Annotated in this window: 22 protein-coding genes and 1 riboswitch; of the genes, 8 read left to right on the top strand and 14 right to left on the bottom strand. The window is 72.3% G+C overall.

Annotated features, from left to right (window positions below; genetic code table 11):
- Positions 1-33 precede the first annotated feature (33 nt).
- The 3 genes from AB0K18_RS01375 to AB0K18_RS01365 all read left to right on the top strand — a co-directional run bounded on the left by AB0K18_RS01375 (position 34) and on the right by AB0K18_RS01365 (position 3,905).
- Entirely contained in the window at positions 34-2,208 is a 2,175-nt protein-coding gene (locus tag AB0K18_RS01375) for a molybdopterin cofactor-binding domain-containing protein (protein WP_364908197.1), read from the top strand.
- Between the two features lie 22 nt (positions 2,209-2,230).
- Positions 2,231-2,464 (top strand): EF-hand domain-containing protein, encoded by a 234-nt coding sequence (locus AB0K18_RS01370; RefSeq protein WP_364908194.1) that lies wholly within the window; start codon positions 2,231-2,233, stop codon positions 2,462-2,464.
- Between the two features lie 61 nt (positions 2,465-2,525).
- Positions 2,526-3,905, top strand: a complete 1,380-nt coding sequence (locus AB0K18_RS01365; protein ID WP_364908191.1) for an NCS2 family permease — start codon at positions 2,526-2,528, stop codon at positions 3,903-3,905.
- Here AB0K18_RS01365 and AB0K18_RS01360 read toward each other — a convergent pair.
- A complete protein-coding gene (locus tag AB0K18_RS01360) occupies positions 3,902-4,840 on the bottom strand; it encodes an excalibur calcium-binding domain-containing protein (protein WP_364908189.1) in 939 nt (312 codons plus the stop codon). The two genes, AB0K18_RS01365 and AB0K18_RS01360, sit on opposite strands and share 4 nt — an antisense overlap.
- Before the next feature lie 163 nt (positions 4,841-5,003).
- Between AB0K18_RS01360 and ald the strand changes: the two genes are divergently transcribed.
- Entirely contained in the window at positions 5,004-6,119 is a 1,116-nt protein-coding gene (ald, locus tag AB0K18_RS01355; RefSeq protein ID WP_364908186.1) for an alanine dehydrogenase, read from the top strand.
- A 19-nt stretch (positions 6,120-6,138) separates the two neighbouring features.
- On the opposite strand, the gene AB0K18_RS01350 is transcribed toward ald, so the two are convergent.
- Entirely contained in the window at positions 6,139-6,849 is a 711-nt protein-coding gene (locus AB0K18_RS01350; RefSeq protein WP_364908183.1) for a DUF3105 domain-containing protein, read from the bottom strand.
- 133 nt (positions 6,850-6,982) lie between these two features.
- On the opposite strand from AB0K18_RS01350, the gene AB0K18_RS01345 reads away from it, so the two are divergent.
- Both AB0K18_RS01345 and AB0K18_RS01340 read left to right on the top strand, forming a co-directional pair.
- Entirely contained in the window at positions 6,983-7,612 is a 630-nt protein-coding gene (locus tag AB0K18_RS01345) for a DUF305 domain-containing protein (protein ID WP_364908180.1), read from the top strand.
- 5 nt (positions 7,613-7,617) lie between these two features.
- Positions 7,618-9,024, top strand: coding sequence for an NAD(P)/FAD-dependent oxidoreductase (locus AB0K18_RS01340; RefSeq protein WP_364908177.1), 1,407 nt, complete (start codon positions 7,618-7,620; stop codon positions 9,022-9,024).
- A 57-nt stretch (positions 9,025-9,081) separates the two neighbouring features.
- Here the strand turns inward: AB0K18_RS01340 and AB0K18_RS01335 are convergent, their stop codons facing one another.
- The 6 genes from AB0K18_RS01335 to AB0K18_RS01310 form a co-directional block, all read right to left on the bottom strand.
- On the bottom strand, positions 9,082-10,140 hold the full coding sequence (locus tag AB0K18_RS01335) for a low specificity L-threonine aldolase (protein WP_364908174.1): 1,059 nt from the start codon (positions 10,138-10,140) through the stop codon (positions 9,082-9,084).
- Entirely contained in the window at positions 10,137-10,766 is a 630-nt protein-coding gene (locus tag AB0K18_RS01330; RefSeq protein WP_364908171.1) for an SDR family NAD(P)-dependent oxidoreductase, read from the bottom strand. Before AB0K18_RS01330 ends, AB0K18_RS01335 begins: the two co-directional genes overlap by 4 nt.
- On the bottom strand, positions 10,763-12,826 hold the full coding sequence (locus tag AB0K18_RS01325; protein ID WP_364908169.1) for a DUF6421 family protein: 2,064 nt from the start codon (positions 12,824-12,826) through the stop codon (positions 10,763-10,765). Before AB0K18_RS01325 ends, AB0K18_RS01330 begins: the two co-directional genes overlap by 4 nt.
- A gap of 89 nt (positions 12,827-12,915) precedes the next feature.
- A complete protein-coding gene (locus AB0K18_RS01320; RefSeq protein ID WP_364908166.1) occupies positions 12,916-13,572 on the bottom strand; it encodes a response regulator transcription factor in 657 nt (218 codons plus the stop codon).
- 79 nt (positions 13,573-13,651) lie between these two features.
- Positions 13,652-15,283 (bottom strand): serine/threonine-protein kinase, encoded by a 1,632-nt coding sequence (locus AB0K18_RS01315; protein WP_364908163.1) that lies wholly within the window; start codon positions 15,281-15,283, stop codon positions 13,652-13,654.
- Positions 15,283-16,749: a zinc ribbon domain-containing protein gene (locus AB0K18_RS01310; protein ID WP_364908161.1), complete on the bottom strand. Its 1,467-nt coding sequence runs from the start codon at positions 16,747-16,749 to the stop codon at positions 15,283-15,285. Before AB0K18_RS01310 ends, AB0K18_RS01315 begins: the two co-directional genes overlap by 1 nt.
- 105 nt (positions 16,750-16,854) lie before the next feature.
- Between AB0K18_RS01310 and AB0K18_RS01305 the strand changes: the two genes are divergently transcribed.
- Both AB0K18_RS01305 and AB0K18_RS01300 read left to right on the top strand, forming a co-directional pair.
- Positions 16,855-18,858 (top strand): hydantoinase/oxoprolinase family protein, encoded by a 2,004-nt coding sequence (locus AB0K18_RS01305; RefSeq protein WP_364908158.1) that lies wholly within the window; start codon positions 16,855-16,857, stop codon positions 18,856-18,858.
- Positions 18,858-20,543 (top strand): hydantoinase B/oxoprolinase family protein, encoded by a 1,686-nt coding sequence (locus AB0K18_RS01300; RefSeq protein WP_364909164.1) that lies wholly within the window; start codon positions 18,858-18,860, stop codon positions 20,541-20,543. The genes AB0K18_RS01305 and AB0K18_RS01300 overlap by 1 nt, the downstream gene beginning before the upstream one ends.
- Here the strand turns inward: AB0K18_RS01300 and AB0K18_RS01295 are convergent.
- From AB0K18_RS01295 to AB0K18_RS01270, 6 genes are all read right to left on the bottom strand, one after another.
- On the bottom strand, positions 20,506-21,090 hold the full coding sequence (locus AB0K18_RS01295; RefSeq protein ID WP_364908156.1) for a Uma2 family endonuclease: 585 nt from the start codon (positions 21,088-21,090) through the stop codon (positions 20,506-20,508). The two genes, AB0K18_RS01300 and AB0K18_RS01295, sit on opposite strands and share 38 nt — an antisense overlap.
- A 45-nt stretch (positions 21,091-21,135) precedes the next feature.
- Positions 21,136-21,795 (bottom strand): adenosylcobinamide amidohydrolase, encoded by a 660-nt coding sequence (locus tag AB0K18_RS01290; protein WP_364908154.1) that lies wholly within the window; start codon positions 21,793-21,795, stop codon positions 21,136-21,138.
- Entirely contained in the window at positions 21,792-22,565 is a 774-nt protein-coding gene (locus AB0K18_RS01285; protein ID WP_364908151.1) for an ABC transporter ATP-binding protein, read from the bottom strand. The genes AB0K18_RS01290 and AB0K18_RS01285 overlap by 4 nt, the downstream gene beginning before the upstream one ends.
- The gene (locus AB0K18_RS01280) at positions 22,562-23,686 is read right to left on the bottom strand and encodes an iron ABC transporter permease (protein WP_364908148.1); all 1,125 of its coding nucleotides are present in this window, start codon (positions 23,684-23,686) and stop codon (positions 22,562-22,564) included. Before AB0K18_RS01280 ends, AB0K18_RS01285 begins: the two co-directional genes overlap by 4 nt.
- A gap of 2 nt (positions 23,687-23,688) precedes the next feature.
- On the bottom strand, positions 23,689-24,672 hold the full coding sequence (locus AB0K18_RS01275) for an ABC transporter substrate-binding protein (RefSeq protein WP_364908146.1): 984 nt from the start codon (positions 24,670-24,672) through the stop codon (positions 23,689-23,691).
- A gap of 72 nt (positions 24,673-24,744) precedes the next feature.
- Positions 24,745-24,864, bottom strand: a riboswitch (cobalamin riboswitch).
- Between the two features lie 7 nt (positions 24,865-24,871).
- Positions 24,872-25,735 (bottom strand): Gfo/Idh/MocA family oxidoreductase, encoded by an 864-nt coding sequence (locus AB0K18_RS01270; protein WP_364908143.1) that lies wholly within the window; start codon positions 25,733-25,735, stop codon positions 24,872-24,874.
- Between the last annotated feature and the right edge of the window lie 32 nt (positions 25,736-25,767).

Raw genomic sequence — 25,767 nt, 5'->3', positions numbered from 1 at the left:
GAGGGGCCGGGCGGCCGGTGCTCTACTCGGAGGATGACGCAGACGGCTGACGAGAGGGCCGGCGCGATCCTGCACGGGATCGGCGCGAGCGCGCGGCGGCCCGATGCCACGCTGAAGGTGACCGGCGAGTTCGCCTACGCCTCCGACCTGTGGCTGGAGGGCATGGTGTGGGGCGCGACGCTGCGCAGCCCGCACCCGTCGGCGTGGATCCGCTCGATCGACGTGGGCCCCGCGCTGCGGATGCCGGGCGTGCGCGCGGTGCTGACGCACGAGGACGTGCCGGGCGAGAAGTACTTCGGGCTGGAGCACAAGGACCAGCCGGTGCTGGCCGTCGACGAGGTCCGCTACCAGGGCGAGCCGGTGGCGCTGGTGGCGGCCGACCATCCGGAGACGGCGCGCAGGGCGGCGGCGGCGATCGAGGTCGTCTACGAGATCCGCCGCGCGGTGACCGACCCGCGCGAGTCGCGGCGGTTCGTCCGCCACCAGCCGGTACGCCGCGGCGACACGTTCGAGGCGGAGGTCGTGGTCCGCGGCGAGTACGAGGTCGGCATGCAGGACCAGGCGTTCCTGGGCCCCGAGGCGGGTCTCGCGGTGCCGGCCGAGGACGGCGGCGTCGACCTGTTCATCGCCACCCAGTGGCTGCACGTGGACCGCGACCAGCTCGCGCCCTGCCTGGGCCTGCCGCCGGAGAAGGTACGGCTGACGCTGTCCGGGGTCGGCGGCGCGTTCGGGGCCCGCGAGGACCTGTCGATGCAGATCCACGCCTGCATGCTGGCCCTGCGGCTGAACCGCCCGGTCAAGATCTCCTACGGCCGCGAGGAGTCGTTCTTCGGCCACGTGCACCGCCATCCGGCGCGGATGCGCTACGAGCACGGCGCCACCCGCGACGGCCGGCTGGTCTACGTCAAGGCGGACATCCTGCTGGACGGCGGCGCGTACTGCTCGTCCTCGCCCGCGGTGGTGGGCAACGCGGCGTCGCTGGGGGTGGGGCCGTACGAGGTGCCGAACGTGCACGTCGACGCCACCGGCGTCTACACCAACAATCCGCCGTGCGGCGCGATGCGCGGCTTCGGCGCGGTGCAGGCGTGCTACGCCTACGAGTCGCAGATGGACCTGCTCGCGCAGGCGTGCGGGCTGTCGCCGGTCGAGATCAGGACGCGCAACGCGGTCTCCCAGGGCTCGCGGCTGGCGACCGGGCAGGTGATCGACGCGCCGGCCCCGCTGGCGGACATGCTGAAGCGGCTGGAGTCGATGCCGCTGCCGCCGGAGCGTACGGACGCCGACCTGCGGTCACTGCCCGGCGGCGTCTCGCAGACCACGCACGGCGAGTCCGTGCGGCGCGGCGTCGGCTACGGCGTGGGCATCAAGAACATCTGCTTCTCCGAGGGCTTCGACGACTACTCGACCGCGCGGGTGCGGGCCGAGCTGGTCGGCGGCGAGCCGCACGTCACCGTGCACACGGCGGCGGCCGAGGTGGGTCAGGGCCTGGTGACCGTGCAGGCGCAGATCGCGCGGACCGAACTGGGGGTCGCGAACGTCACCGTGGCCACGGCCGACACCTCGGTCGGTTCCGCGGGCTCGTCGTCGGCGTCGCGGCAGTCGTACGTGACGGGCGGCGCGGTCAGGGCCGCCTGCCAGGCCGTGCGCGAGCGGTTCCAGGGGCTGCCGGCGAAGGAGGCGCTTGAGCGGTTCGGGCCGGTCGAGGAGACGCGGGAGTACCGGCACCGGCCGACGTACCCGCTGGACCCGGTCACCGGGCAGGGCGACTCGCACACGCAGCTCGCGCTGTGCGTGCACCGGGCGGTCGTGGACGTGGACGTCGAGCTGGGCCTGGCCAAGGTGGTCGAGCTGGCCGCGGTGCAGGACGTCGGGCGGATCATGAACCCGCAGGCGCTGGAGGGCCAGATCCACGGCGGCACGGCTCAGGGACTCGGGCTGGCGCTGATGGAGGAGATCCAGGTGCGCGACGGGCGGGTGCTGAACCCGTCGTTCACCGACTACCTCATTCCCACGATCCTCGACATGCCGCCCATGAAGCTGGAGATCCTGGAAAATGCCGACCCGGCGGCCCCGTACGGGCTGCGCGGCGCCGGCGAGCCGCCCACGCTCTCCTCCACCCCGGCCGTCGCCGCCGCCGTCAGAGCGGCCACGGGGCTTCGGTTGACTCGCGTTCCCATCAGGCCGGAAGATATCGCCTTGTCCGAATGACGGCACGACTAGGGGGCATTTCATGGCAAGCGCGCGCGAGGCGGCCGAGGCTGAGTTCCGACGCTTCGACACCGACGGCGACGGCCTGCTGACCGCCGAGGAGATCAGGAAGGCCAACGAGGCGCTGGGCGGGCAGGGCGCCTCCGAGAGCGAGATCGAGGCGTTCATCTCCGCCGCCGACAGCGACGGCGACGGCTCCATCAAGCTGGAGGAGTTCGTCGCGCTGGTCGGTCACGGCCGCCACGAGAAGGCGTGATCTCACCCGCCGCTGGGTAGCAACCGGGCACTCCCCCGTCGATCACGAGGGAGTGGTGCCGGTGCTCGACAGGTTCTTCGAGCTGACCGGGCGGGGGAGCACCGTCGGCCGCGAGGTGCGTGGTGGTCTGACCACGTTCATGGCGATGGCCTACATCATCCTGCTCAACCCGATCATCCTGGCCGGCGCGAGGGACGTCACCGGTGCCCGGCTGTCGATCGTGGAGCTGACCACCTCCACGGCCCTGGCCGCCGCGATCTCGACGCTGCTGATGGCGTTCGTCGGCAACGCGCCGTTCGGGCTCGCGGCCGGGCTCGGGCTCAACGCCGTGGTCGCCTACCAGGCCGCCCCGCGCATGACCTGGCCCGAGGCCATGGGTCTGGTGGTGCTCGAAGGCGTCGTCATCATCGTGCTGGCCGTGACGGGGCTGCGTACGCTGATCATGAACGCGATCCCGCTGGCGCTCAAGCACGCGATCAGCGTGGGGATCGGGCTGTTCATCGCGCTCATCGGGCTCGTGGACGCCGGTTTCGTCGCGCCGGGCTCCGGCACGCCCGTGCAGCTCGGCGCGACAGGCCACCTCACGGGCTGGCCCGTCGCGGTGTTCAGCTTCGGCCTGCTGCTGATGATCCTGCTGTACGTGCGCAGGGTCCCCGCCGCCATCCTCATCAGCATCGCGATCACCGCGCTGCTCGCGATCATCGTCAACGAGACGGCCACGGTCGAGCCGGGCGCGTGGGGCGTGGTCACCCCGCACCTGCCCGAGTCCCTGATCGCCGCGCCCGACTTCGGATTGGTCGGGCGGTTCGACCTGTTCGGCGGGTTCGCCACCGCCGGTGCGCTGACGGCCACGGTCGTGCTGTTCACGCTGGTGCTGTCGGGGTTCTTCGACGCGATGGGCACGATCATCGGCGTCAGCGACGAGGCCGGGATGGTGGACGACAAGGGCCGGGTGCCCAGGCTGGGCCGCATCCTCACCGTGGACGGCGTGGCCGGCGTGGTGGGCGGCACGGTCAGCTCCTCGGCCAACACCGTCTTCGTCGAGTCGGCGGCCGGCGTCGGCGAGGGGGCGCGTACCGGGCTCGCCAGCGTGGTGACCGGCGCGCTGATGGGGCTGACGCTGCTGTTCACGCCGCTCGCCGGCGTGGTGCCCGCCGCTGCCGCCGCGCCCGCGCTGGTGCTGGTCGGCGCGCTCATGATGACGCAGAGCAGGAACGTGCCCTGGGACGACCTGGAGCTGGCCGTGCCGGCGTTCCTGACCATCGCGCTGATGCCGTTCACGTACTCGATCACCAACGGCGTGGGGGCAGGCGTGATCGTCTACACGCTCATCAAGGCCGTCAGGGGGCGCTTCTCCGAGATCCCGGTGCTGCTCTGGATCGTCTCGCTGGTCTTCTTCGCCTACTTCGCCATCGACTGGCTGCAGGAGCTGTTCGCCTAGCGGATGTCGGCGCTGTTGCAGGCCACGCCGTTGCCGTCGAGGTCGGTGTACCAGGCGTACTCCTCGTGGCGGCCCTTGTGGTAGGGGCCGTAGCCGGCCGCCACGGCCTCCTTGCAGCTCGGGAAGCGCTTGTCGGGGACCCGGCCCGAGACGCCCGTCCGCTGGGCGCCGGGCTGCGTCTGGCCCGTACCGGTCTGGGTCTGACCCGGTTGCGTCTGGTTCGTGCCGGGCTGGGTCTGGCCGGTGCCGGGCGGCGTCTGCTGCGTCCCGGGCGGCGTCTGCTGCTGGGTCGGCCCCTGGGTCGGCCCCTGGGTCGGCTGGTCCGTGGGGGCGCCGGTCGGGGAGCCGCCGAGCATGCGGGCCACCAGCGACTCGGCGTCCTCCTTGGTGAAGCCCGCGATGCTGACGCTGTCGCCCTCCATCGGCTGGGTGACGACGGGCGCGGCCAGCACCGTCTTGGGCTGGTCGGCCTGCTCGGGCGCCAGCACGATCGCCACCTGCCGCTGGTCGAGCGCCAGCTCGTCGACCAGCTCCATCAGCCGCTCCTTGAACGCCGGCGCGACCGCGATGCGGACGGAGTATTGGCCGTCGCGCTCGCGCAGCGGCTCGATGCGCTGCACCGACTGCACGGTGATGCCGTCTTCGAGGAGGTAGCAGGTGGTCTGGGCGCTGTCGAGCACGGCCGGGTCGCCCGGGCAGGGCGCGGGCTTGGTCTCGGTGACGGGCGCGAAGTGGATCGGCACCGCGAGATGCTGCGGCGGCTTGCCGCCTAACAGCGGCGTGTCAGGGTTTCGCGTCATCAGGACGGCGACCGTGCCGAGCACGCCCGCGACGAGCACGACGAGGACGAGCGACACGATCAGCACGATGGTGGTGAGTCTGCTGGCCTTCGGCTCCCCCGGATCCGCGATCGGCGGCTCTTCCGGCTTGTCCATCGATGACGTTCCCATCCTGACGGCCCATTCTGACGGGTCGGGCTGCCGGTGAGCCTATCGAGAGGAAGCCACACCGGGGTAATCAAGCGGATGTTCCACATCGAACCGGGGGAAGGGAGCAAGAATGGGGGCAGGATCGCACGTTCAGCGAAAGAGTTGCGCGATGAAGGTCGGAGTGCCGCGAGAGGTCAAGAACAGCGAGTATCGAGTGGCGCTGACCCCGGCCGGGGTGCACGAGCTCGTCCGCCACGGGCACCAGGTGTTCGTGGAGCGCGACGCGGGTGCCGGGTCCGCCGTTCCCGACGAGCAGTACACCGCGGCGGGCGCCGTCCTGGTGCCCGAGGCCGACGAGCTGTGGGGCGAGGCCGACCTGGTGATGAAGGTCAAGGAGCCGGAGCCCGAGGAGTACCACCGGCTGCGCAAGGGGCAGGTGCTGTTCACGTACCTGCATCTGGCGGCCTCGCGCGGCTGCACGCGGGCGCTGCTCGAGTCGGGGTGCACCGCCATCGCGTACGAGACCGTGCAGGTGCCGGGCGGCGCGCTGCCGCTGCTCGCGCCCATGTCGGAGGTGGCGGGACGGCTGGCCGCGCAGGTCGGCGCCTACCACCTGATGCGCTCGTCGGGCGGCAGGGGCGTGCTGATGGGCGGCGTGCCGGGCGTGCACGCGGCGCACGTCGTGGTGATCGGCGCCGGGGTGTCCGGCATGAACGCCGCCGCCGTCGCCCTCGGCATGCAGGCCGAGGTGCTGCTGCTCGACAAGAACATCGACAAGCTGCGCCAGGCCGACCTCATCTACCAGGGGCACTGCCAGACCGTGGCGTCCAACACGTTCGAGATCGAGCGGGCCGTGCTGGAGGCCGACCTGGTCATCGGCGCGGTGCTGGTGCCGGGCGCGAAGGCGCCGAAGCTGGTGAGCAACGACCTGGTGAGCCGGATGAAGCCGGGCTCGGTGCTGGTCGACGTCTCCATCGACCAGGGCGGCTGCTTCGAGGACTCGCGGCCGACCACGCACGAGGAGCCCACCTACCGGGTGCACGACTCGGTCTTCTACTGCGTGGCCAACATGCCGGGGGCGGTGCCGCACACCTCGACGTTCGCGCTGACGAACGTGACGCTGCCGTACGCGCTGGCCATCGCCGACCAGGGCTGGCAGCGGGCGATGCGCGCCGACCCCGCGCTCGCGCTGGGCCTGAACACGCACGAGGGCCGTCTCACCAGCCGCCCGGTCGCGCAGGCGCACGGGCTGGAGTGGACGGCCCTCGACGAGGTGCTCGGGTGACGCCTCTTACTGCTGCGTCTTACTGCTGGGACTCGCTGGGCGACGGCGCCAGGGTCTCCATCGGCGTCTGCTGCTGGCCGGTGGGCTCGGGCGGCAGCGGGGCCTGGTCGGCGGTCGTGGTGATCGCGTCGGGGCCGCCGCAGGTGGCGCCGGGCTCAGGCGTGTCGGGACCGTTCTGGTAGCGCTTGACGAACGCCCCGAGCTTCGGGTCCGCCGGGTCGGTCAGCTTGAGCTGGTGGCCCCAGGAGGACACCACGATCGGCGCCGGCAGGTTGGGGAACGGGCTCATCAGCATGTAGTCCTGCTGACCCGTCGAGCCCGCGACCTCCTTGAGCTTGTCGACCTGGGCCTTGGCGAGGTCGGGGCGGTAGGTGATCCACACCGCGCCGTGCTCCAGCGAGTGCACCGCGTGCTCGCTGTGGATCGGCTTGTCGTAGATGGCGCACTGCTGCCAGTAGTTGTTGTGCTCACCGCCCACCGGCGGCGTCTCCTTGTACGAGACCGCGTTCCAGACATGCTGGCCGGCCTCGTACTTGACGCTCGCCACCGCGTCGAGCGAGGTCTCCTGGGCACGTTTGACGAGGTAGAAGCCGACCACGCCGACGAGCACCACGATGATGAGCCCGCCTGTGCCCCACATGAGCAGCGCCGCGCGGCGCTGCTTGCGCCGCTGCTCGGCCCGCATCTTCTGCAGATGCTCGCGCCGCGCCTGCGCCTTCTCCTTCGTCATCGTTCCTCCATCGGCGTACCAACTCCGGGTCACCCTATGCCCTCCGGGCGTATGTGGAGAATAAGGCCCGCATAAGCATGCGATCACAGCTCCGCGCGCAGGTGGGTACGCTGGACGGGCCATGGAAAAGCCCGTGAGGAAACCCGTCCTGATCATCTGCGGTGTGCTGGTGCTCGCCGCGGCCGCGTTCCTGCTGTTCGGCCGTTCCGGCACGCCGGGCGACACCTCGCCCGAGGCCGGGTTCGCCCGCGACATGGCCGCGCATCACGCGCAGGCCGTCGACATGGCGTTCACGATCAGGGACAAGGGGCCCGCCAAAGAGATCTCCAGTCTGGCCTTCGACATCATCAACACCCAGGCCAACCAGCGGGGCATGTTCCTCGGCTGGTTGCAGCAGTGGGGGCTGAGCCAGGCCACCGACCAGCGGCCGATGGCCTGGATGAGCGGCCACGGCCACAACGCCGCCGCCGTGCCCGGCCCGCAGGGCGGCCTCATGCCCGGCATGGCCTCGACGCAGGAGCTGACGCAGCTCAAGCAGGCCGAGGGGCAGCAGGCCGAGGTGCTGTTCCTGCAGCTCATGATCCGCCACCACGAGGGCGGGGTGCAGATGGCCGAGGGGCTGCGGCCGTTGTCCACGCGCAGCGAGGTCGTCGGCATGGCCCAGAAGATCATCGACGGGCAGACCGGGGAGATCAAGCTGATGACCGACCTGCTCGCCAAGCGGGGCGCCCAGCCCCTGCCTTCGATACTGAAGCCGCAGTAGGCGCGATGCGTCCCGACGCGGTCGTCGTGGGGTCGGGGCCCAACGGGCTGGTGGCCGCCGTCCTGCTGGCCCGCGCCGGGCTGCGGGTGACGCTGCTGGAGGCGGCCGACCGGTTCGGCGGCGGGCTGCGGTCCGCCGAGCTGACGCTGCCGGGGCGCGTCCACGACGTGGGGGCGACCGTGATGGCGATGGCGCTGGCCTCGCCGGCGTTCCGTGAGCTGGGGCTCAAGGGGGTCGAGTTCGCGCACCCGCCGCTGCCCGCCGCCCACCCGCTCGACGACCGGCCCGCCGTGCTGGTGCACCGCGACGCGCGGCGTACGGCACGGGGGCTCGGCCGCGACGGGCCCGCCTGGCTGGCGACCGCGGGGATGGTGGCCCGCGGCGGTCTCCCCCTCGCCGAGCTGCTTCTCAAACCCCTGGGCCCGTGGGGGTCCTTGCCGGTGTCCGCCTTCGCGCGGGCGGCCGCCTTCGGGGCCGTCGCGGCGCTGCCGGCGACCACGTTCGCGCGGACGGCGTTCCGTACGGTCGAGGGGCGGGCGCTGCTGGCCGGCATGGCGGCGCACTCGCTGCTCGACCTGCGCGCGCCGCTCACCACGGGCTACGGGCTCATGCTGGCCTCGCTGGCGCACCTCGTGGGGTGGCCGGTGGTGCGCGGCGGGTCTCAGGTGCTGGCCGACGCGCTGGTGGCCGAGCTGCGGGCGCTCGGAGGCAAGGCGGTGAGCGGCCATCGCGTACGCCGGCTGGCCGAGCTCGACGCGCCCGTCGTCGTCCTCGACGTGACGCCCCGGCAGTTCCTCGCCATGACCGATGACCTGCCCGGCGGCTACCGGCGGCGGCTGGCCCGCTATCGCCACGGGCCCGGCGTGTTCAAGATGGACTGGGCGCTCGACGGGCCGGTGCCGTGGCGCGATCCGGCCGTCGCGGGGGCGGGCACGGTGCACCTGGGCGGCACGCTGGAGGAGATCGCGCTGAGCGAGGCGGAGACGGCCGCCGGGCGGCACTCGCCCCGCCCGTACGTGCTGCTCGTCCAGCCGCACACGGCGGACCCGGCGCGCGGCGGCCCCACGTTGTGGGCCTACTGCCACGTCCCCAACGGCTCGGCCAGGGACATGACCGACGCCATCGAGACGCAGATCGAGCGCTACGCGCCGGGCTTCCGCGACCGGGTGCTGGCCCGCCACGCGATGGGCCCCGCCGCGCTGGAGGCGGCCGACGCCAACCTGGTGGGCGGCGACATCTCGGGCGGGCTCGCGAGCCTCGGCCAGTTCGTCCGCCGCCCGGTCTGGTCCCCGGCGCCGTGGCGCACCCCGCTGCCGGGGGTGTTCCTGTGCTCGTCGGCCACGCCGCCGGGGCCTGGGGTGCACGGCATGGGCGGCTGGCAGGCCGCCCGCCTGGCCCTCCGCCGCCCCTGACCGTCCCGTCCGAACCAGGACGGCGGCGGGGCGGGCGGCGCACCGGGCGGTGACGCCTCAGGAGGGCGCGGCGGCGGCCTCCTCGGCGAGGGCCGCGGCGAAGGCGTCCACGTCCTCCTCCGTGGTGTCGAACGCGCACATCCAGCGCACCTCGCCCGTGGACTCGTCCCAGGTGTAGAAGCGGAAGCGCTTCCTCAGCCGGTCGGCGACGTCGGCGGGCAGCACGGCGAAGACCGCGTTCGCCTCGACGGCTCTGCTCAGCCGCACCCCGGGGACGCCTTCGACGGCTGCGGCGAGCCGCCTGGCCATGGCGTTGGCGTGGCGGGCGTTGCGCAGCCAGAGGTCGCCGGAGAGCAGCGCCTCGAACTGCACGGACACGAACCGCATCTTCGACGACAGCTGCATGTACGTCTTGCGCAGGTAGTCGACGCCGGTGGCCGCGTCAGGGTCGAGCACGACGACCGCCTCGCCGTACAGCAGGCCGATCTTGGTGCCGCCGAAGGAGAGCACGTCCACGCCGGCGTCGGTGCTCAGCGCCCGCAGCGGCACGTCCAGCGCCGCCGCGGCGTTGGTGAGGCGCGACCCGTCGAGGTGCACGGTCAGCCCGAGCCCGTGGGCGTGCGCGCAGACCTCGGCCAGCTCGTCGGGCGTGTAGACGGTGCCCAGCTCGGTGACGTTGGACACCGAGACCACCTTCGGCTGGGCGCGGTGCACGTCGCCGAACCCCCACGCCTGCCGGTCGATCAGCTCGGGCGTGAGCTTGCCGTCGGGCGTGGGCACGGTCAGCAGCTTGATGCCGCCCGCCACCTCGGGGGCGCCGCCCTCGTCGGTGTTGATGTGGGCGGACTCGGCGCAGATGACCGCCTCCCAGGGCGCGGTCATGGCCCGCAGGGAGACGACGTTGGCGGCGGTGCCGTTGAACACCGGCCACGCCTGCGCCGTCTCGCCGAAGTGCCGCTGGAAGACCTGCCGCATCGCCTCGGTGTAGACGTCGTCGCCGTAGGCGACCTGGTGGCCGCCGTTGGCCGCGGCGATGGCCTGGAGGATGTCGGGGTGCACCCCGGCGTAGTTGTCGCTGCCGAACGCCTTGAGCCGGGGGTCGTGCCGGGGATTCAAGAGGTGAGGTCCAATCGGGTGCCGTTGATCTCTTCTGCCGGGCGGTCGTAGAGGCCGCCGATGGCCGCTGCCAGGTCGTCGACGTCGGTGAACCCCGCGAACTTCGCCTCCGGCTTCGCCGCCCGCATGGCGGCGTTGACCAGGGCCTTCACCACGATGATGACGGCCGCGCCGCCGGTTTCCCTGAGCGCGTCGGCCAGGGAGAGCGTCCACGCCTCGGCCGCGGCCTTGGCGGCGGCGTACGCGGCGCCGCCCGCCTCGGGCGCCTGCGCGGCCCGGGCGGAGACGATCACGAACCGGCCGTTGGCGCTGCGCCGCAGCAGCGGCTCGAACGCCAGCGACACGTGCTGGAGCGTGCGGATGAGCAGATCGTGCAGATCGTTCCAGTCGTCGAGACTGGTCTCGGCGAACGAGGGCGCGCCGCGCCAGCCGCCCACCAGGTGGACGACACCGTCGACCCGGCCGTGCTCACGCTCGACGCGGGCGGCCAGCTCGTTGACGGCGGCGCGGTCGAGCAGGTCGCAGTCCTTCCTGCCGACCTCGATGACGGTGTGCCCGCCGTTGCGGAAATATGCCGACACCGCCGCGCCGGTGGGGCCACCGGCCCCGGTCACCACAATGATCATGCGCGGAGTCCCCTAGTCGATTCGACCACGTCCGCCAGCTTACGGCGCAGGGCCTCGTAGAACATGCTCAGGGGGAACTCGTCCGGCAGCACCGCGTCCACCTTGGCCTTCTGCTCCTCGGGCAGCGCCGCGATCCCCTTGGCCCAGGTCGAGGCGGGGTGCGGGGCCACGTACGCGGTGACCAGCTCGTACGCCGCCAGCCAGTGCGCCAGCTTGGACCGGTCGATGCTGTCGCGGTAGAGCTTCTCCACCTCGCCGCGCAGGTCGGCCACGCCGATGGCGACCCGCTCCCAGTCGATCGAGAGCCGGTTGTCGGTCCAGCGCACGATGTCGTTGCGGTGCAGGTAGGCGAAGAGCAGCTGCCCGCCGAGCCCGTCGTAGTTGCGCACCCGCTCGCCCGTGATCGGGAAGCGGAACAGCCGGTCGAACAGGATCGCGAGCTGGACGTACCGGGCGTACGGCACCCCGCGCCGCTCCAGCTGCACGGCCTCGCCGAACGCGGTCAGGTCGCAGCGCAGCTCCTCCAGCGAGTACAGCCAGTACGGCATCCGCTGCTTGATCATGAACGGGTCGAACGGCAGGTCACCGTGGCTGTGGGTGCGGTCGTGGACGAGGTCCCACAGCACGTACGTGTCCTGGGCCAGCCGCTGCGAGTCGAGCAGCCGCTCGGCGTCCGGCGGCAGGTCGAGCCTGAGCGTCTCGGTCGCGGCCTTGGCGACCCGGCGGAAGCGCGCGGCCTCGCGGTCGGCGAAGATGCCGCCCCAGGTGAAGCGGGCCGGCGTGGTGCGCACGGCGACCGTCTCGGGGAACAGCACGGCCGAGTGGGTGTCGTAGCCGGAGGTGAAGTCCTCGAACGCGATCGGCACGAACATCGGGTTGTCGTAGCCGCCCGCCTCCAGTTCGGCGAGCCAGCCGGGCCAGATGGTCCGGATCCAGACGGCCTCCAGGTTCCTGCTGGGGTTGCCGTTCTGGGTGTACATGGGGAAGACGACGAGGTGCTCCAGCCCGTCCTCGCGCTGGGTGTCGGGGTGGAACAGGTCGAGCGAGTCGAGGAAGTCGGGCACGCCGAGCCCCTGGGCGGCCCACTTGCCGAGGTCGTCGCGTACGGCCTGGAGGTAGGCGGCGTCGTGCGGGAAGTGCGGGGCGAGGTCGGCCACCCGCTCGGCGACGGCCGCGACCAGCTCGCCCGCCCGCTCCTTGTGCTCATCGGGCACCGAGCCGTCCTTGACCTGCAGCGGGCGCAGCTCCTCCACGACCTCCTTGAGCCGGGCGAACTTCGCGGCCTTGACCTCGTCGCGCTCGGCGCCGTCCGCCTCGTCGCCGGGGACGCGGGCGGCCCAGGTGATCACGTTGCCCCAGAGCCTGCGGTGGTCGTGGTCCTCGATCGAGTCGTCGCCGAACAGGTCGGAGTCGGCGAACACGACGACCCGGCCTTTGCCGTGCCGCAGCGCGACGGCCAGCGGCGCGTTGGCCGGCGCGGCCGAGGGCGAACTGCTGAACAGGACCTCGGCGTTCTCCGCGCTCAGCACGCCCGAACGGTAGAAGCAGGCCGTACGCACCCCGGCCAGCAGCCCCGCGTCCGTGGAACGTTCCGCCAGCACCCAGGTCGCCACTCCGCGGTAGGCGTGACCGGGGTCGCGCACGGTGGTGTGCTCCACGCGCACGCCGAAGCGGGCCAGCAGGTCGGCGAGGTTGTTGCCGTACTTGTCCTGCTCCTCCTCGGCCAGCACCACCAGGCCGCCGCCGTCGGCGACGTACGCCTCGATCGCGTCCAGCTCGGCCGGGGTGAAGACCGGGCCGCCGTGGCCGGTCGTGCGCTCCCAGCGCGGGTCAGACGGGTGCGCGATCACCAGGACGTCCTGGGCGGCCAGCGTCTCCGCGTCGAGCGGGCCGCCGGTGTGGGCGGCGACGGTGTGCCCCAGGTGCCGCAGCAGCCCGGCCGCGCGGGCGTAGCTCGTGTCGTCGGGATGGGCGGGATTGACGGCCTCCGCCAGCTCGCGGCGGATGGTCCACGACTCACTGTGCGCTTCGTCGAACAGCACCCGGGGGAACGACTCCATGAAATATCTCCTGTATCTACCGCCTTATGCCGAAAAATATACACACACCTCTCGCATGCTCCGCCAATCCCTCCCGAATGGCGAGACACTTACCCGGCTCCCGGCCGTACGACGCCCGTCTCGTACGCGAACACGACCGCCTGCGCCCGGTCCCGCAGCGACAGCTTCATCAGCACCCGCGCCACGTGTGTCTTGACCGTGGCCTCGCCGACGTACAGCTTCCCGGCGATCTCCGCGTTGGTCAGCCCGCGCGCCATCAGCCGCAGCACCTCCAGCTCGCGCGGCGTCAGCTCGTCCAGCGCGGGCGAGTGCACCGGCTCGGCCCGCCCGGCGAACGTGGCGATCACCCGGCTGGTCACGGCCGGGTCGAGCAGCGCGTCACCGGCGTGCACCACCTTGATGGCCTCGATGAGCTGCTCGGGCGGCGACACCTTGAGCAGGAACCCGCTGGTGCCGGCGCGCAGCGCGGCGTAGAGGTTCTCGTCGGTGTCGAACGTCGTGAGCGTGATGATCTTCGGCGGCGACGGCGCGCCGAGGAGTTCCCTGGCCGCCGACAGCCCGTCCTGGCGCGGCATGGAGATGTCCATGAGGACGACGTCCGGCCGGGTGCGGCGCGCGACGGCGACGGCCTCCCGCCCGTCGGCGGCCTCACCGACGACCTCCATGCCGGGGTCGCTCTCGACGACCATGCGCAGCCCGGCCCTGACCATCGCCTGGTCGTCGGCGATCACGATGCGAATGCCCACAGGCGGAGGGTAGACGCCGGGCGTCCCCCTGAACACCCGCCCGACGGGCGTGCCAAGCCGGTCGCAAGCGGGTTCCAAGTCAGGGCACGTGGACGCTCTGCCTGATGCGGGCCTGGACGGCGTCGTCGCAGGTGGTGCGGGGACAGAAGTACATGACGAGCATGGTCTTGGGCTCGCGGTCGATCACGTAGCTGACGAAGCCCAGCCTGGTGCCGGTGCCGGGATCGTGCAGCGAGCCGTCGAAGCGGGTGGCCGGGCTGTTGCCGGCCTGGTCGAGCACCGGCTTGCCGAGGTCGACCTGGCCCGGCAGCAGGGCCTCCATCTTGGGTTTCATCAGCTCGGACGTGCCGCTGGCGTCGAGGGTGTCGGAGACCTGGACGTACACGCCGGACAGGCTCTCCGGGTCGTCGGCGAAGATCTCCGCGATGCGCGACCAGTCGGCCCCTGGACCGGCCACGAACAGCTGCTCCAGCTCCTGCGCGTGCGGCGAGGCGACGGCGAAGAGGTCCTGGTGGGTGCGGACGGTCCAATCGCCGGGGTAGTCGAACGTGAGCGGAGCGGCGGCGCTGGTCTTGTAGCGGGTCCAGGTCTCGCCGCGGTTGTTCATGATGACGACGGCGACCAGCGCGAGCGCGGCGACGGCGGCGACCAGCGTGGCCACCACGACGGGCAGCCGGCCCGGCCGTTTCCTGGCGGCGGCGGGCTTCGTGGGAGGAGCGGCGCCGGGCCCCGTGGTCGGTCCCGCCGTCGCGGTGGCGCGGGGGGCGGGGGCCGCGAACGACGGCACGGAATGCGGGCCCGAGTGCGGGCTGGGGCTGGGCCTCGGGATGAGGTGCGGCCCCGAGCCCGGCCCGCCGTACGGGTCGTACGCCAGGCCGCTGATCGCGTCACGCAGCGCCGCAACGAACTCCGAGCAGGTGGCGTAGCGCTGCTCGGGCGACTTGGCCAGGGCCCTGCTCATGACGGCGTCCACCTGGGGCGGCAGCTCGGGCCTGATCTGCGACAGCGGCACCGGCTGCTCGGCCAGGTGGGCCCAGAGCAGCGCGATGTCGTTCTCGCGCTGGAACGGCAGCCGCCCCGACAGCGCCTCGTAGACCACGCAGGCCAGCGCGTACTGGTCGCAGCGGCCGTCGATGTGCTCCTTGTTGATCTGCTCGGGCGACATGTAGCGGGGCGTGCCGATGAACTGGTCGGTCTGCGTCAGCCCCGAGATGGACGAGCGGTGCTTGGTGATGCCGAAGTCGGTCAGGTAGACGTGGTCGCCGGCCAGCAGGATGTTGGCCGGTTTGACGTCGCGGTGGATGAGGTCGTGGGCGTGGGCGGCGTCGAGCGCGGCGGCCGTCTGGGCGAAGATCTGGTTGGCCGGGCCGAGCGGCAGCGGGCCGCGGTCGTGGATGAGGCGGCGCATGTCGAGGCCGTCGACGTAGCGCATGGCGATGTAGAGCACGCCGTCGGCGTCGGCGTTGGCCTCGTAGATCGGGATGATGTTGGGGTGCTCGATGCTGGCGACCGTCCTGGACTCCAGGATGAAGCGCTGCCTGAACCTGTCGTCGACGCTGAGCACCGGGTTGAGGATCTTGAGGGCCACGCGGCGGCTCAGCCTGGGGTCGAGCGCCAGGTAGACGACGGCCATGCCGCCCTTGCCGACGATGTCCTCGATGTAGTACCCGGCCACCTCCTGGCCGATGAGCGATCTTTCGTTCAATGGCATCACGTCTCGATGGGGTGGCCGCAGTAGCCGCAGAAGCGGTGCGCCGGGCCGAGTCTCATGCCGCACGAGGTGCAGTACTTGATCGCCGGGTCGGGCGCGGTCATCACCTGCTGCTGCTGCGGGACCACGTGGAACGGCTGGGACCGCCGCACGACCACGGTCTGGTCGGAGCCTTGGTCGAGTGGTGGGCCGGCCGCCAGGGGCTGTGGCGGTTCTGTCGGTATTTCAGGAGTGCGGCGGCGCCACAGCAGATACGCCCCGCCGCCGGCGGCGGCGAAAAGTATCGCGGCGGCCAGGATCAGCGGCCACAGCGGGGACGAGCGCTCCGTCTGCCGCTCCGCCGTGCGCCTGGTGCCCTGGTCCTCGGGGCCGCCCCGCTTGGCCAGCGAGGTTTTCAGCAGCTCGGCGGCCACCACGTTGCCCGGATAGAGCTCGAGCACGCGCTGGAAGCCGGGCGCGGCCTCGGTGTAGTACTGCGTGTGGTAGCGGGTGAGCGCGGCCTCGAAGGCCGTGTCGATCGCGCCCCTGCGCGGCACGACCTTGGCCTCGGCCAGGATGCCGGTGACCTCCCTGATGCCGATCATCCGGCCTTCCTTGCCGCCGCCGACCAGCAGGCCGATGACGTGGCCGTCCTTGTCGCCGATCACGGGGGCGCCGACCAGGCCCTTGTCGGCCAGGCCGCCGAGCTTGACCGGCTCGTCCACCTTGTTGTCGGGATCGGCGAACGGCCGGCCGCCGTCGCCCGCCGCGCCGCCCTTGCCGAGGTGGGCGATCTCGACGGTGTGCGTGACCTTGGGCCCAGGACGGCCGAGGAAGCCCGCCACGTTGGTGGGCGCGCCCGGCTGATCGGGCACCTTGTCGGCGAGCGGCGCGGTCGGCATGCCGACGCCGCCGGCGGACGGGGTCTCCGGCACCAGGACGGCCGGGGAGTCGGGCTTCGGCCCTGCCTTGATGCACTTGACCTTGAAGCCGTCGGGGCTGGCCGGTGAGACGTTGGGGAAGGCGGTGATCTCGGTGGTGACGTCGATGATGCAGGTGGCGATGTCGCTCTCGGGCGTGTAGCACTGCTGGAGGTGGCGGTCGAGTATGTCGTCGTCGAGGCGGTGCTTCTTGTGGTCGGCGGGGATCTTGACCTTGTGGTGTTCCGCGAAGATCTTGTTGGCCGCGTAGACCTCGACGTCGTCGGGGTTCACGGCCAGCCGGCGCAGGGCGACGATCGTGCCGTCGGGGCTGATGACCGTGCCCGTCCCGGCCGCGAACGGAATGTCGTAGGACCGCTCCACGTGTTTGAGCTCGCCGACGTGATCGAGCAGGGTGATCTCCACATGGGAGACGGCCTCGAGGCGTACGACGGCGGGGCTCACCAGGTCGGTGATCCCGCTCGGATGTTCGTGCGCCGACGCCGGCAGCGCGATGAGGACCACCGCGACCGCGATGCCACCGGCAAGGGCTCTGAAGCGCGCCATCTCTCCGCTCCAAACGCACGACTAGGACCAGCGTCCCAATCAGGTGCCGTAAGTCAATAGACCGCTACGTAGACAAGCGCTTGCTCGGGGACATAACGTACCTGAATGGGCATCACGATCGGCGTCGATGTCGGCGGCACCTTCACCGACGTGGTCGTTCGCAGCACGTCCGGCTCGATCTCCGTGGCCAAATGTCTGAGCACCCACTACGACCCCATCGCGGGGATCGTCACCGGCGTTACGCGCGCGCTCGCGGGGAGCGACCCCGCCCAGGTCACGCGGGTGGTGCACGCCACGACCCTGGCCACCAACGCGGTGCTGGAACGCACCGGGGTACGCGTCGCCTTCGTCACGACCTGCGGCTTTCGTGCCACGATTCCGCTCGGCCGGTACGCCCGCGTCGAGGAGGACCGCTACGACCTCCGCTTCACCCCGCCGCCCCCGCCCGTCTCCCCCGGCGACTGCTTCGAGGTGACCGAGCGCGTCTCGGCCCGCGGCGAGGTGCTCACACCGCTCGACCCCGACTCGGTACGCCGGGTCGCCGCCGAGATCGCCGCCCGCGGCATCGAGTCGGTCGCCGTGTGTTTCCTGCACTCCTACGCCAACCCGGCCCACGAGCGGCAGGCCGCCGCGATCCTGCGCGAGTCGGTCAAGAACGTGGTCGTCTCCTCCGAGGTCTGGCCGGAGATCCGCGAGTACGAGCGGGCCACCACCACGATCGTCTCCGCCTACGTCGGGCCGCTGATGGCGGCGTACCTGTCGCGGCTGCGCGAGCGGCTGGCCGGCATCGGGATCCACGCGCCCGTCCACGTGATGGAGTCCGGCGGCGGGGTGCTCTCCGCCGAGCTGGCCGCGCGGCGGGCGGTCGCCACCATCGAGTCGGGGCCCGCCGCCGGGGTGCTGGCGGCGGCCGGGGCCGGATTCGCGGACGCGATCTCGTTCGACATGGGCGGCACCACCGCCAAGACCTGCGTCATCAGGGGCGGGCGGCCGGAGATCACGCACGAGTTCCACGTCGGCGGCAAGGGCAGCTTCGGCGGGCGGCGGGCGGGCACCGGCGTGCCGATCAAGACGCCCGCCATCGACCTGGCCGAGGTGGGAGCGGGCGGCGGCAGCGTGGCCTGGCTCGACCCGGCGGGCACGCTGCGCGTCGGGCCCCGCTCGGCCGGCTCCTCCCCCGGACCCGCCTGTTACGGCCTGGGCGGGGACGAGCCGACCGTCACGGACGCGAACCTCGTCCTCGGCTACCTGTCGTCGGCCTCCATCCCGCTCTCCCCCGGCCTCGCCGGGGCCGCCCTGGACCGGCTCGCCGGGTCGCTCGGGGTTTCACGGGAGGAGGCGGCGTACGCCGTGCACACGATCGTCAGCGCCTCCATGGCGTCGGCGGTGCACGTGGTCACCGTGCAGCGGGGCATCGACCCGCGCGGGTTCGCGCTGGTCGCCTTCGGCGGGGCCGGGCCCATGCACGCGGCGCGGGTGGCGGAGCGGTTCGGGATCGCGACCGTGGTGGTGCCTCCTTACTGCGGGGTGGCCTCGGCGGCCGGGCTGCTCGCGGGCGCGCTGTCGGCCGACCGGGTGCTGACCCGGCTCGACGCGCCGGACCCCGAGGCCGTCTTCGCCGCGCTCGCCGCCGACGCCGCCGGCGACCTGGACGTCCCGCTCGCCGTCGCCACCGTGACGCGCTCGGTCGACGCCCGCTTCCGCGGCCAGGCGCACGAGCTCACCATCCCCTGGACCGCCGACCGCGCCACGCTGGAGTCGCGGTTCGCGCGGCGCTACGAGGAGGTGTACGGGATCGCGCAACGGGGCGAGGTCGAACTGGTCAGCTACCGCGTACGCGTCACCCTGCCGCCCCCATCGATGGAGAGTGCGGAAGAGCCCGTGGCGACGCCGGGTGGCGCGCCGGGCTGGCGGCGGGCGTACTTTCCCGAGTGCGGGGGCCATGCCGAGGTGCCCGTGCACACCAGGCACACGCTCGGGGGCGCGGGCGTGCTCTGTGGTCCCGCCATCGTCGAGGACGCCGAGTCGACCATCGTCGTGCCGCCCGGCTGGACCGCGACCGTCACCGGCACCCGCGCCGTCCACCTCACCAGGAGGAGCGAGCCGTGATGGACCCCCTGACCGCCGAGGTGCTGCGCAACGCGCTCGTCGTCGCCGCCGAGGAGGCCGGGATCGTGGTCGTGCGGTCGGCGTACTCGACGTTCATCGTGGAGGGCTCCGACGCCTCGGCCGCGATCCTCGACGTACGGGGGCGGCTGATCGCCCACTCCATGGCCACCACGCTGATGAACAGCATGGCGCTCAAGGTCGCGCTCCCCGAGCTGCTGCGCGACTTCCCGCCCGGGACCATGACACCGGGCGACGTGTACGCGCTCAACGACGCCTACCGGGGCGGCGTGCACACCAACGACCTGCTCGTCTACCGCCCGGTCTTCGTGGACGGCGTCCCCGCGTACTTCACCGCCACCATGATCCACGTCTCCGACCTCGGCGGCCTCTCGGCGGGCGGCATGGCCCCGCTGGCCACGGACATCTTCCTGGAGGGCCTGCAGCTCCCGCCGGTGCGCCTGGCCACCCGCGATGGCCTCGACCCGGCCGTCGAGGCCATCCTGCGGGCCAACAGCCGCACCCCCGGCAAGGTCTTGGGCGACGTACGGGCCCTCGTGGCGGGCACCGCCGTCGCCGCGACCCGCCTGGAGGCGCTGATCGCCGATTACGGCGTGCGGGGCCTGGCCGAAGGCGTGGACGACTACCTCGACCACACCGAGGCGCGGACCAGGGCGGCGCTCGCGGACTTGCCCTCGGGGCGGTGGGAGGCGGCGTACCCGATCGACGACGACGGCATCGATCTCGAAAAATCGCATCACATCCGGGTGGCCGTCGTCCTAGGCGACGGGGCCGCGCGGCTCGACTTCACCGGCACCGGCCCGCAGGTCCCCGCCGCCATCAACGCCTCCGCGTCGCAGTCGCTGGCCGCCGCCGTGTTCGCCGTCCGCTGCTTCCTCGACCCGGCGATCCCCATGAACGACGGCTGCCTGCGCGCCATCGACGTGCACCTGCCCGAGGGCAGCCTGCTCAACGCCCGCTCCCCCTACCCCTGCGGCGGCCGGTACGTGCCCGTCTACGCCGCCATGGAGGCCGTCTTCCAGGCGCTGTCGGACGCGGTGCCCGAGCGTGCCATCGCGGCCGGCGGGATCCTGCAGCCGTTCTCGATCGCGGCCGTCGGGGCGCCGTACTGGATCCATCTGTCGTACGACTTCGGCGGCGTCGGCGCCCGGCGCGGCCTGGACGGGCCCGACGCGACCGGCGTGCACTTCGGCATCGGCCGCAACTCGGTGCCCCAGGCCGAGCCGGTGGAGAGCCGCTGCCCGATCATCGTGGAGTCCATCGAGACCATCCCCGACTCGGGCGGCCCCGGCCGCTACAGGGGCGGCCTGGGCTCCCGCACCGTCTACCGCTTCCTGGCCGACTGCCACGTCACCACTCGCGGCGACCGCCTCCGCCTCCCGCCACCCGGCCGCGACGGCGGGCACCCGGGCCGGGTGGGCGGCTTCTACCGCCGCCACAAGGACGGCACCGTGGAACGCCTCCCCTCGAAGGCGAACAACGTGCGGTTCACGGCCGGCGAGGCCTTCATCGTGGAGACGACCGGCGGCGCCGGCCTCGGCCCACCCACGGCCCGCGAGAGGCCGGCCATCGAAACCGACCTCACCACCGGCCACATCACCCGCCGAGGCGCCGAGAAGGACTACGGCTTCACGCCAGATCGGTCAGATCACCGGGGTCGAAACTGACGGGGAAGGGCTCGGACAGATCGGCTTGCGCACCGGCCCGGAACACGACCGGCTCGGCATAGGAGTCGCCATCAAGCTCATAGACATGCAACGCGGGCCCCTGCCCAGGCTCAAGCCGCCAGTAAGCAGGGATGCCCGCCGCTGCAAAAGCCGCATTCTTCAGGTTCCGATCCACCGCCGCAGTCCCAGGACTGACGACCTCCACCGCCAGCAGCACATCTTCCGGCCGAAACATCAGTCTCACGGACTTGGCCGCAACTTTCGGCACGACCACGAGATCGGGAATGTAGAAGTCGCTGTCGCTCGCCCGCACGTTGACTGTCGACAGCACCTTCAGGTGGGCGGGCTTGGCCGCATGCAGAATCATCTGCAGTGCGAAAATGATGTCCTGATGGACGGGGGTGGGGGCAGGACTCACTAGCAGGCTCCCGTTGAAGAGCTCGTATCGGAACCCGTCGTCCGGGATCTCGAGCAGGTCGTCGACGGTGAACGGCGCGCTGAGCGCCTCGGTCCGCGCGACGTGCTTGGCCGGTTCGATCGTCGCCATTGCGGTCACCCACTCAGTATCGGGAGTCAGACCCTCATGCACATGCTACTTACCCAAAAAAGTTGACCTTGAGTGATGGTCCCGCCACGCTTCGGCGCCGCGCAGGACTGCGGTGTGGACGGCGCGGGCCGCGCGGGCGCCCCAGCCCGAGCGGGGGCCGCCGAACAGTTCCTGCGGGCCGTCCGCGCGGGCCGCGACGCAGACGGCGTCCGAGGCGGTGCCGGTGCCGGCGAAGCCGGCTTCGAGCATGGCCTGGGTCTTCGCCTCGGTGACCGTCATCACGGTGTTGACCAGGGCCGCGTCCGTCATGGCGACGGGCAGGGCGACCACGATGTTGATGGTGCCGATGCGGATGGGGGCCAGCTCAGGGTCCTGGTGGCCCTCGGGGGCGGCGGCCCAGGTGGGGACGCGGAGCCCGACCGTGGCCCAGGCCCGTACGCCGCCGTCGGTGGCGCGGACGTACCGGTCGACGGAGGCGGCGGTCATCATGCCGACCCCGGCCCGGTGGGAGGGCCCGAGCGAGCTGAGGTGGTCGGCCGGGTCCATGCGCGCGTACCCGGCCACGACCTGGGCGTTCAGCACCCACTCGCGCTCGCCGATGCCCCCGCCGAGCGGCGCGGATGAGATCATCCGCCACCCGGGGCCGAACTCCCACAGCAGCGCCCCCAGCCTGGCGCCGTCCTCGACGCGGTAGGTGAGCTTCATGGCCCTCCCCTGACGAGATGCACGACAGGCCGCCCGTCGGGGCCCGGCTCGATTTTGACCTGCGCGTCGAAGTGCCGTCCGACGAGTTCCTCGGTGAGCACGGCGGCGGGCTCGCCGGTGGCGGCGGCGCGGCCCTCGGCGAGCAGCAGGAGCGAGTCGGCGTACAGGCCGGCGACGGTGAGGTCGTGCAGGGTGGTGACGACGGTCAGGCCGTCGGCCCGGCGCAGCCGGTCGACCAGCTCCAGCACCTGCTGCTGGTGGCCGAGGTCGAGCGCGGTGGTGGGCTCGTCGAGCAGCAGCACGGGCGCCTCCTGCGCGAGCGCCCTGGCCAGCACGGCGCGCTGCCGCTCGCCGCCGGACAGCTCGCCGACCGGCCGCATCGCGAGCCCGGTCAGGTCGAGCCGCTCCAGGACGGACTCGGCGACGGCCCGGTCGTGCCCGCTCTCGCGTCCCAGGTAGGGGATGTACGGCGTGCGCCCGAGCAACGCGTAGTCGAAGACCGTCATGTCGGGCGGCAGGGCGGGCGTCTGGGGCGCGTACGCGACGAGCCTGGCCCGCTCGCGCGGCTTGAGCGCGGCGGCGGGCCGCCCGCCCAGCTCGACCTCGCCCCGATGGGAGACGAGCCCCATGACGGCCTTGAGCAGCGTGGACTTGCCGGCCCCGTTGGGCCCGATGACGGCGGTCCACTCGCCGCGCCGCACGTGCAGGTCCACCTGGGAGAGCACCTCGCGCTCGCCCAGCCGTACGGTGAGTCCGCGTGCCCCGATCACGTGACCACCCGCCTGGTCATGCGCAGGACGGCGACGAAGAACGGCGCCCCCACGAACATCGTGACCACCCCGATCGGCAGCTCGGCGGGCGCGAGCACGGTGCGGGCGGCGAGGTCGGCCACCACCAGGAAGGCAGCGCCGCCGATGAGCGACAGCGGCAGCACGATCCGGTACGAGCCGCCGGCCAGCCGCCGCACGACGTGCGGGACGACGATGCCGACGAACCCGATGAGCCCGCTGACCGCGACGGCCGCGGCGGTGGCCAGGGAGGCGGCGAGCAGCACGACGAAGCGCACCCGCCCGGCCCGTACGCCGAGCCCCGCCGCCTCCTCGTCGCCCACGGACAGCACGTCGAGCATGCGGCCGTGCAGCAGGAGCAGGACGGCCGAGACGGCGGCGTACGGCAGGACGAGCAGGAGCTGGTCCCATCCGCCGCCGACGTCGCCGAGGATCCAGGCGTAGATGCGCTGCAGCTTCTCGACCTCGAACTGCTGCAGGAACGTCTGGATCGCGGTGAGGAACGAGGTGACGGCCACGCCGGCCAGGACGAGCGTGGCGGTGCCGCCGTTGCGTCCCGCGGTGTTGCCCAGCGTGTACGCCAGGAACACCCCGCCCACCGCTCCCGCGAACGCGGCCACCGGCACGCTGGCGGAGGGCAGCAGCACGATGGCCGCCGTCGCCGCCAGCCCGGCCCCGGCGGCCGCGCCCAGCAGATAAGGGTCGGCGAGCGGGTTGCGGAAGACGCCCTGGTACCCGGCCCCCGCCATGGCGAGCAGCCCGCCGACGACGGCGGCGACCAGCACCCTGGGCAGCCGCAGCTCGAACAGCAGCCCCTGCTCGACCGGGGCCAGCCCCGAGTCGACGTGGGTGAACGGCAGCCAGTCCGCGACCTGGAGCACGACCTGCCAGGGCGAGATGTCGGCGGCCCCGTCGAGCAGGCCGGCGATCATGCACCCGGCCAGCAGGACCAGCGCCCCGGCGATCCACAGCGGCCGCGCCCGCGCAGGCCGGGCGCCGGCGGGACGGGGCCGGGCGGGACGGGGCCGCCCCGCCACGTCGGTCCGCGCGGACCCGGCCTGTGCCGCCCCATCGGGTCGGCCGGGGCCGGCGGGTTTCGCCATCGTCAGCCCGTGCCGTCGGTCTTCGCCGAGGCCTTGGTGACGGCCTCGCCGATGGTCCTGGCCAGGTCGACCACGCGGGGCCCCCACCGGGAGGCGATGTCGTCGTCGAGCTCGGTCACCCTGTCCTCCTTGATGGCGGACAGGTTCTTCCAGCCGGGCCGGGCGGCCAGCGCGTCCTTGTTCTGCTGACAGCACTTGACGTCGGCGAGGAAGATCAGGTCGGGGTCGGCCTGGGCGACGAACTCGGCGGACAGCTTGGGGTAGCCGCCGGCCGTGTCGGGCGCCTCGTCGGCGATGTTGGTGAGCCCGAACAGGCCGTAGATCTGCCCGATGAACGTCTTGGACGTGACGGCGTAGGGTGTCTGGTCGAGCTCGTGGTAGTAGGTAAGCTTCGTGTCCTTGGGCGCCTTGGCGGCGAGGTCGTCGATGGCGGTCTTCATGCCGGTGACGAGCTTGTCGGCCTCGTCCTGGTGGCCGGTGGCGGCGCCCAGCTCGGAGATCTCCTCGTACGCCTCGTCCAGCCCGGTGGCGGCGGGCTGGTGGAGCACGGGCACGTTCACCTTGCCCAGCTCGGAGACGACGTCGTCGAGGTCGTCGGACAGGATGACGAGGTCGGGCTTCTGGGCGACGATGGCCTCGACGTTCGGCTTGAAGCCCGACAGGTCGGTCTTGGGGGCCTCAGGCGGGAAGTTGGAGCGGTCGTCCACGGCGACGACCTGGGAGCCCGCGCCGATGGCGTAGAGGGTCTCGGTGTGGGTGGCCGAGAGCGAGACGATGCGCTCGGGCCGCTTGGGGATGGTGACCTTGCCGTTGGCCGCTTCGACGGTGACGGGGAAGCCGGCGGCGGAGGGGGCGGCGGAGGGGGCGGCGGTCGCTGAGGTGGTGGGGGCTGCGCCGGGGCCGGCTGTGGTGCCGGTCTGGCCGCAACCGGCCAGGACGAGCGTTCCCAGCAGCGCGCCCGCGAAGGCCGTGCGTACGGGCCTCACGAGTAGTCCTTTCACACTGTTGGAACCGAGAGACCCGCTGCTAGTGACGGATCACCCTTTTCCACGAGGGTTGATGTGCGTCGGCGCGGAGGCAGGCGACCTGGCTATGACAGTTGCGGGACAGCGCCGGACTCTCACCGGACTTCGCTGCGCTCTGCGCGTCGGGCAAACGCTATCAATCCCTCATACGCCCGCCGCGTCAAGGGGCGAGTTGGGCCTCCGCCTCGGCGATGATCCGCTGGATGCGCAGCCCGTGCGCGGCGTCCAGGGGGTGACCGCCGCCCTTGCGGACGGTGGCGGCGAACTCCTCGGCGACCCTGGCGAAGTGGTCGTCGTCCCCGTCGCGGGGCGGCAGGACCGCGTTGCCGGTGCGGCCGTACACGGCGATGGTGGACGGCGGCACGTCGCCGCCCGCTGCCATGCTCAGCGACGCCTCGCTGACCGCGCCGCCCTCGTGCTCCAGCAGCAGGCCGATCCAGCGCAGCGGGTGGCCGTGCGCGCGCACGGCGGTGACGGGGCCGAGCGCGGCGTCGAGCACGTCGATCACGTGCGGTCCCACGTCGAGCAGGGCGCCGCGCTCCAGCCGCCAGGGGGTGGCGAAGGGGTGGTCGCCGAGCAGCGCGCCGGAGATGTTGGCGGCGTGCCCGCCGAACGGCTCGACCTCGGCGCAGCGGGCCAGGAAGGCGCGGGTGGCGGCGGTGTAGCGCATGGTGAAGACCATCTGGGAGGCGACGCCGGACTCGGCGACGGCCTCCGCGACGCGCTGGGCGGCGTCGAGCGAGTCGGCGAGCGGCTTCTCCAGCAGCAGGGCCTTGCCGGCGCGGGCGGCGCGGACGGCGTACTCGGCCTGGACCGCGGGCGGGACGCAGAACGCGACGGCCTCGCAGTGCTCGAACAGCTCCTCGACCCGCTCGAACACCGGCGCGCCCAGCTCGGCGGCGGCTTCGGGGCGGCGGGCCCAGACGCCGGCCAGCCGCGTGTGCGGGCTCTCGGCCAGCATGGGCGCGTGCGCCATGCGCGCCCAGGGTCCCGCCCCGATCAGTCCGACCGCCACCGGCTCCATGCACGTCCTCCTCAGGAAATCAGGATATTTCC

Origin of the sequence: Nonomuraea sp. NPDC049421 (assembly GCF_040677005.1) — a bacterium.
Lineage (GTDB): Bacteria > Actinomycetota > Actinomycetes > Streptosporangiales > Streptosporangiaceae > Nonomuraea > Nonomuraea salmonea.
The sequence above is the reverse complement of the archived record's forward strand: the minus strand, read 5'-3'. Positions and strand labels throughout refer to the sequence as shown.

Coding starts and splice junctions, on each gene's coding strand:
- AB0K18_RS01375 (WP_364908197.1), top strand. CDS start 34: ATGACGCAGACGGCTGACGAGAGGGCCGGCGCGATCCTGCACGGGATC.
- AB0K18_RS01370 (WP_364908194.1), top strand. CDS start 2,231: ATGGCAAGCGCGCGCGAGGCGGCCGAGGCTGAGTTCCGACGCTTCGAC.
- AB0K18_RS01360 (WP_364908189.1), bottom strand. CDS start 4,840: ATGGACAAGCCGGAAGAGCCGCCGATCGCGGATCCGGGGGAGCCGAAG.
- ald (WP_364908186.1), top strand. CDS start 5,004: ATGAAGGTCGGAGTGCCGCGAGAGGTCAAGAACAGCGAGTATCGAGTG.
- AB0K18_RS01350 (WP_364908183.1), bottom strand. CDS start 6,849: ATGACGAAGGAGAAGGCGCAGGCGCGGCGCGAGCATCTGCAGAAGATG.
- AB0K18_RS01340 (WP_364908177.1), top strand. CDS start 7,618: ATGCGTCCCGACGCGGTCGTCGTGGGGTCGGGGCCCAACGGGCTGGTG.
- AB0K18_RS01330 (WP_364908171.1), bottom strand. CDS start 10,766: ATGATCATTGTGGTGACCGGGGCCGGTGGCCCCACCGGCGCGGCGGTG.
- AB0K18_RS01325 (WP_364908169.1), bottom strand. CDS start 12,826: ATGGAGTCGTTCCCCCGGGTGCTGTTCGACGAAGCGCACAGTGAGTCG.
- AB0K18_RS01315 (WP_364908163.1), bottom strand. CDS start 15,283: ATGCCATTGAACGAAAGATCGCTCATCGGCCAGGAGGTGGCCGGGTAC.
- AB0K18_RS01310 (WP_364908161.1), bottom strand. CDS start 16,749: ATGGCGCGCTTCAGAGCCCTTGCCGGTGGCATCGCGGTCGCGGTGGTC.
- AB0K18_RS01305 (WP_364908158.1), top strand. CDS start 16,855: ATGGGCATCACGATCGGCGTCGATGTCGGCGGCACCTTCACCGACGTG.
- AB0K18_RS01300 (WP_364909164.1), top strand. CDS start 18,858: ATGGACCCCCTGACCGCCGAGGTGCTGCGCAACGCGCTCGTCGTCGCC.
- AB0K18_RS01295 (WP_364908156.1), bottom strand. CDS start 21,090: ATGGCGACGATCGAACCGGCCAAGCACGTCGCGCGGACCGAGGCGCTC.
- AB0K18_RS01290 (WP_364908154.1), bottom strand. CDS start 21,795: ATGAAGCTCACCTACCGCGTCGAGGACGGCGCCAGGCTGGGGGCGCTG.
- AB0K18_RS01280 (WP_364908148.1), bottom strand. CDS start 23,686: ATGGCGAAACCCGCCGGCCCCGGCCGACCCGATGGGGCGGCACAGGCC.
- AB0K18_RS01270 (WP_364908143.1), bottom strand. CDS start 25,735: ATGGAGCCGGTGGCGGTCGGACTGATCGGGGCGGGACCCTGGGCGCGC.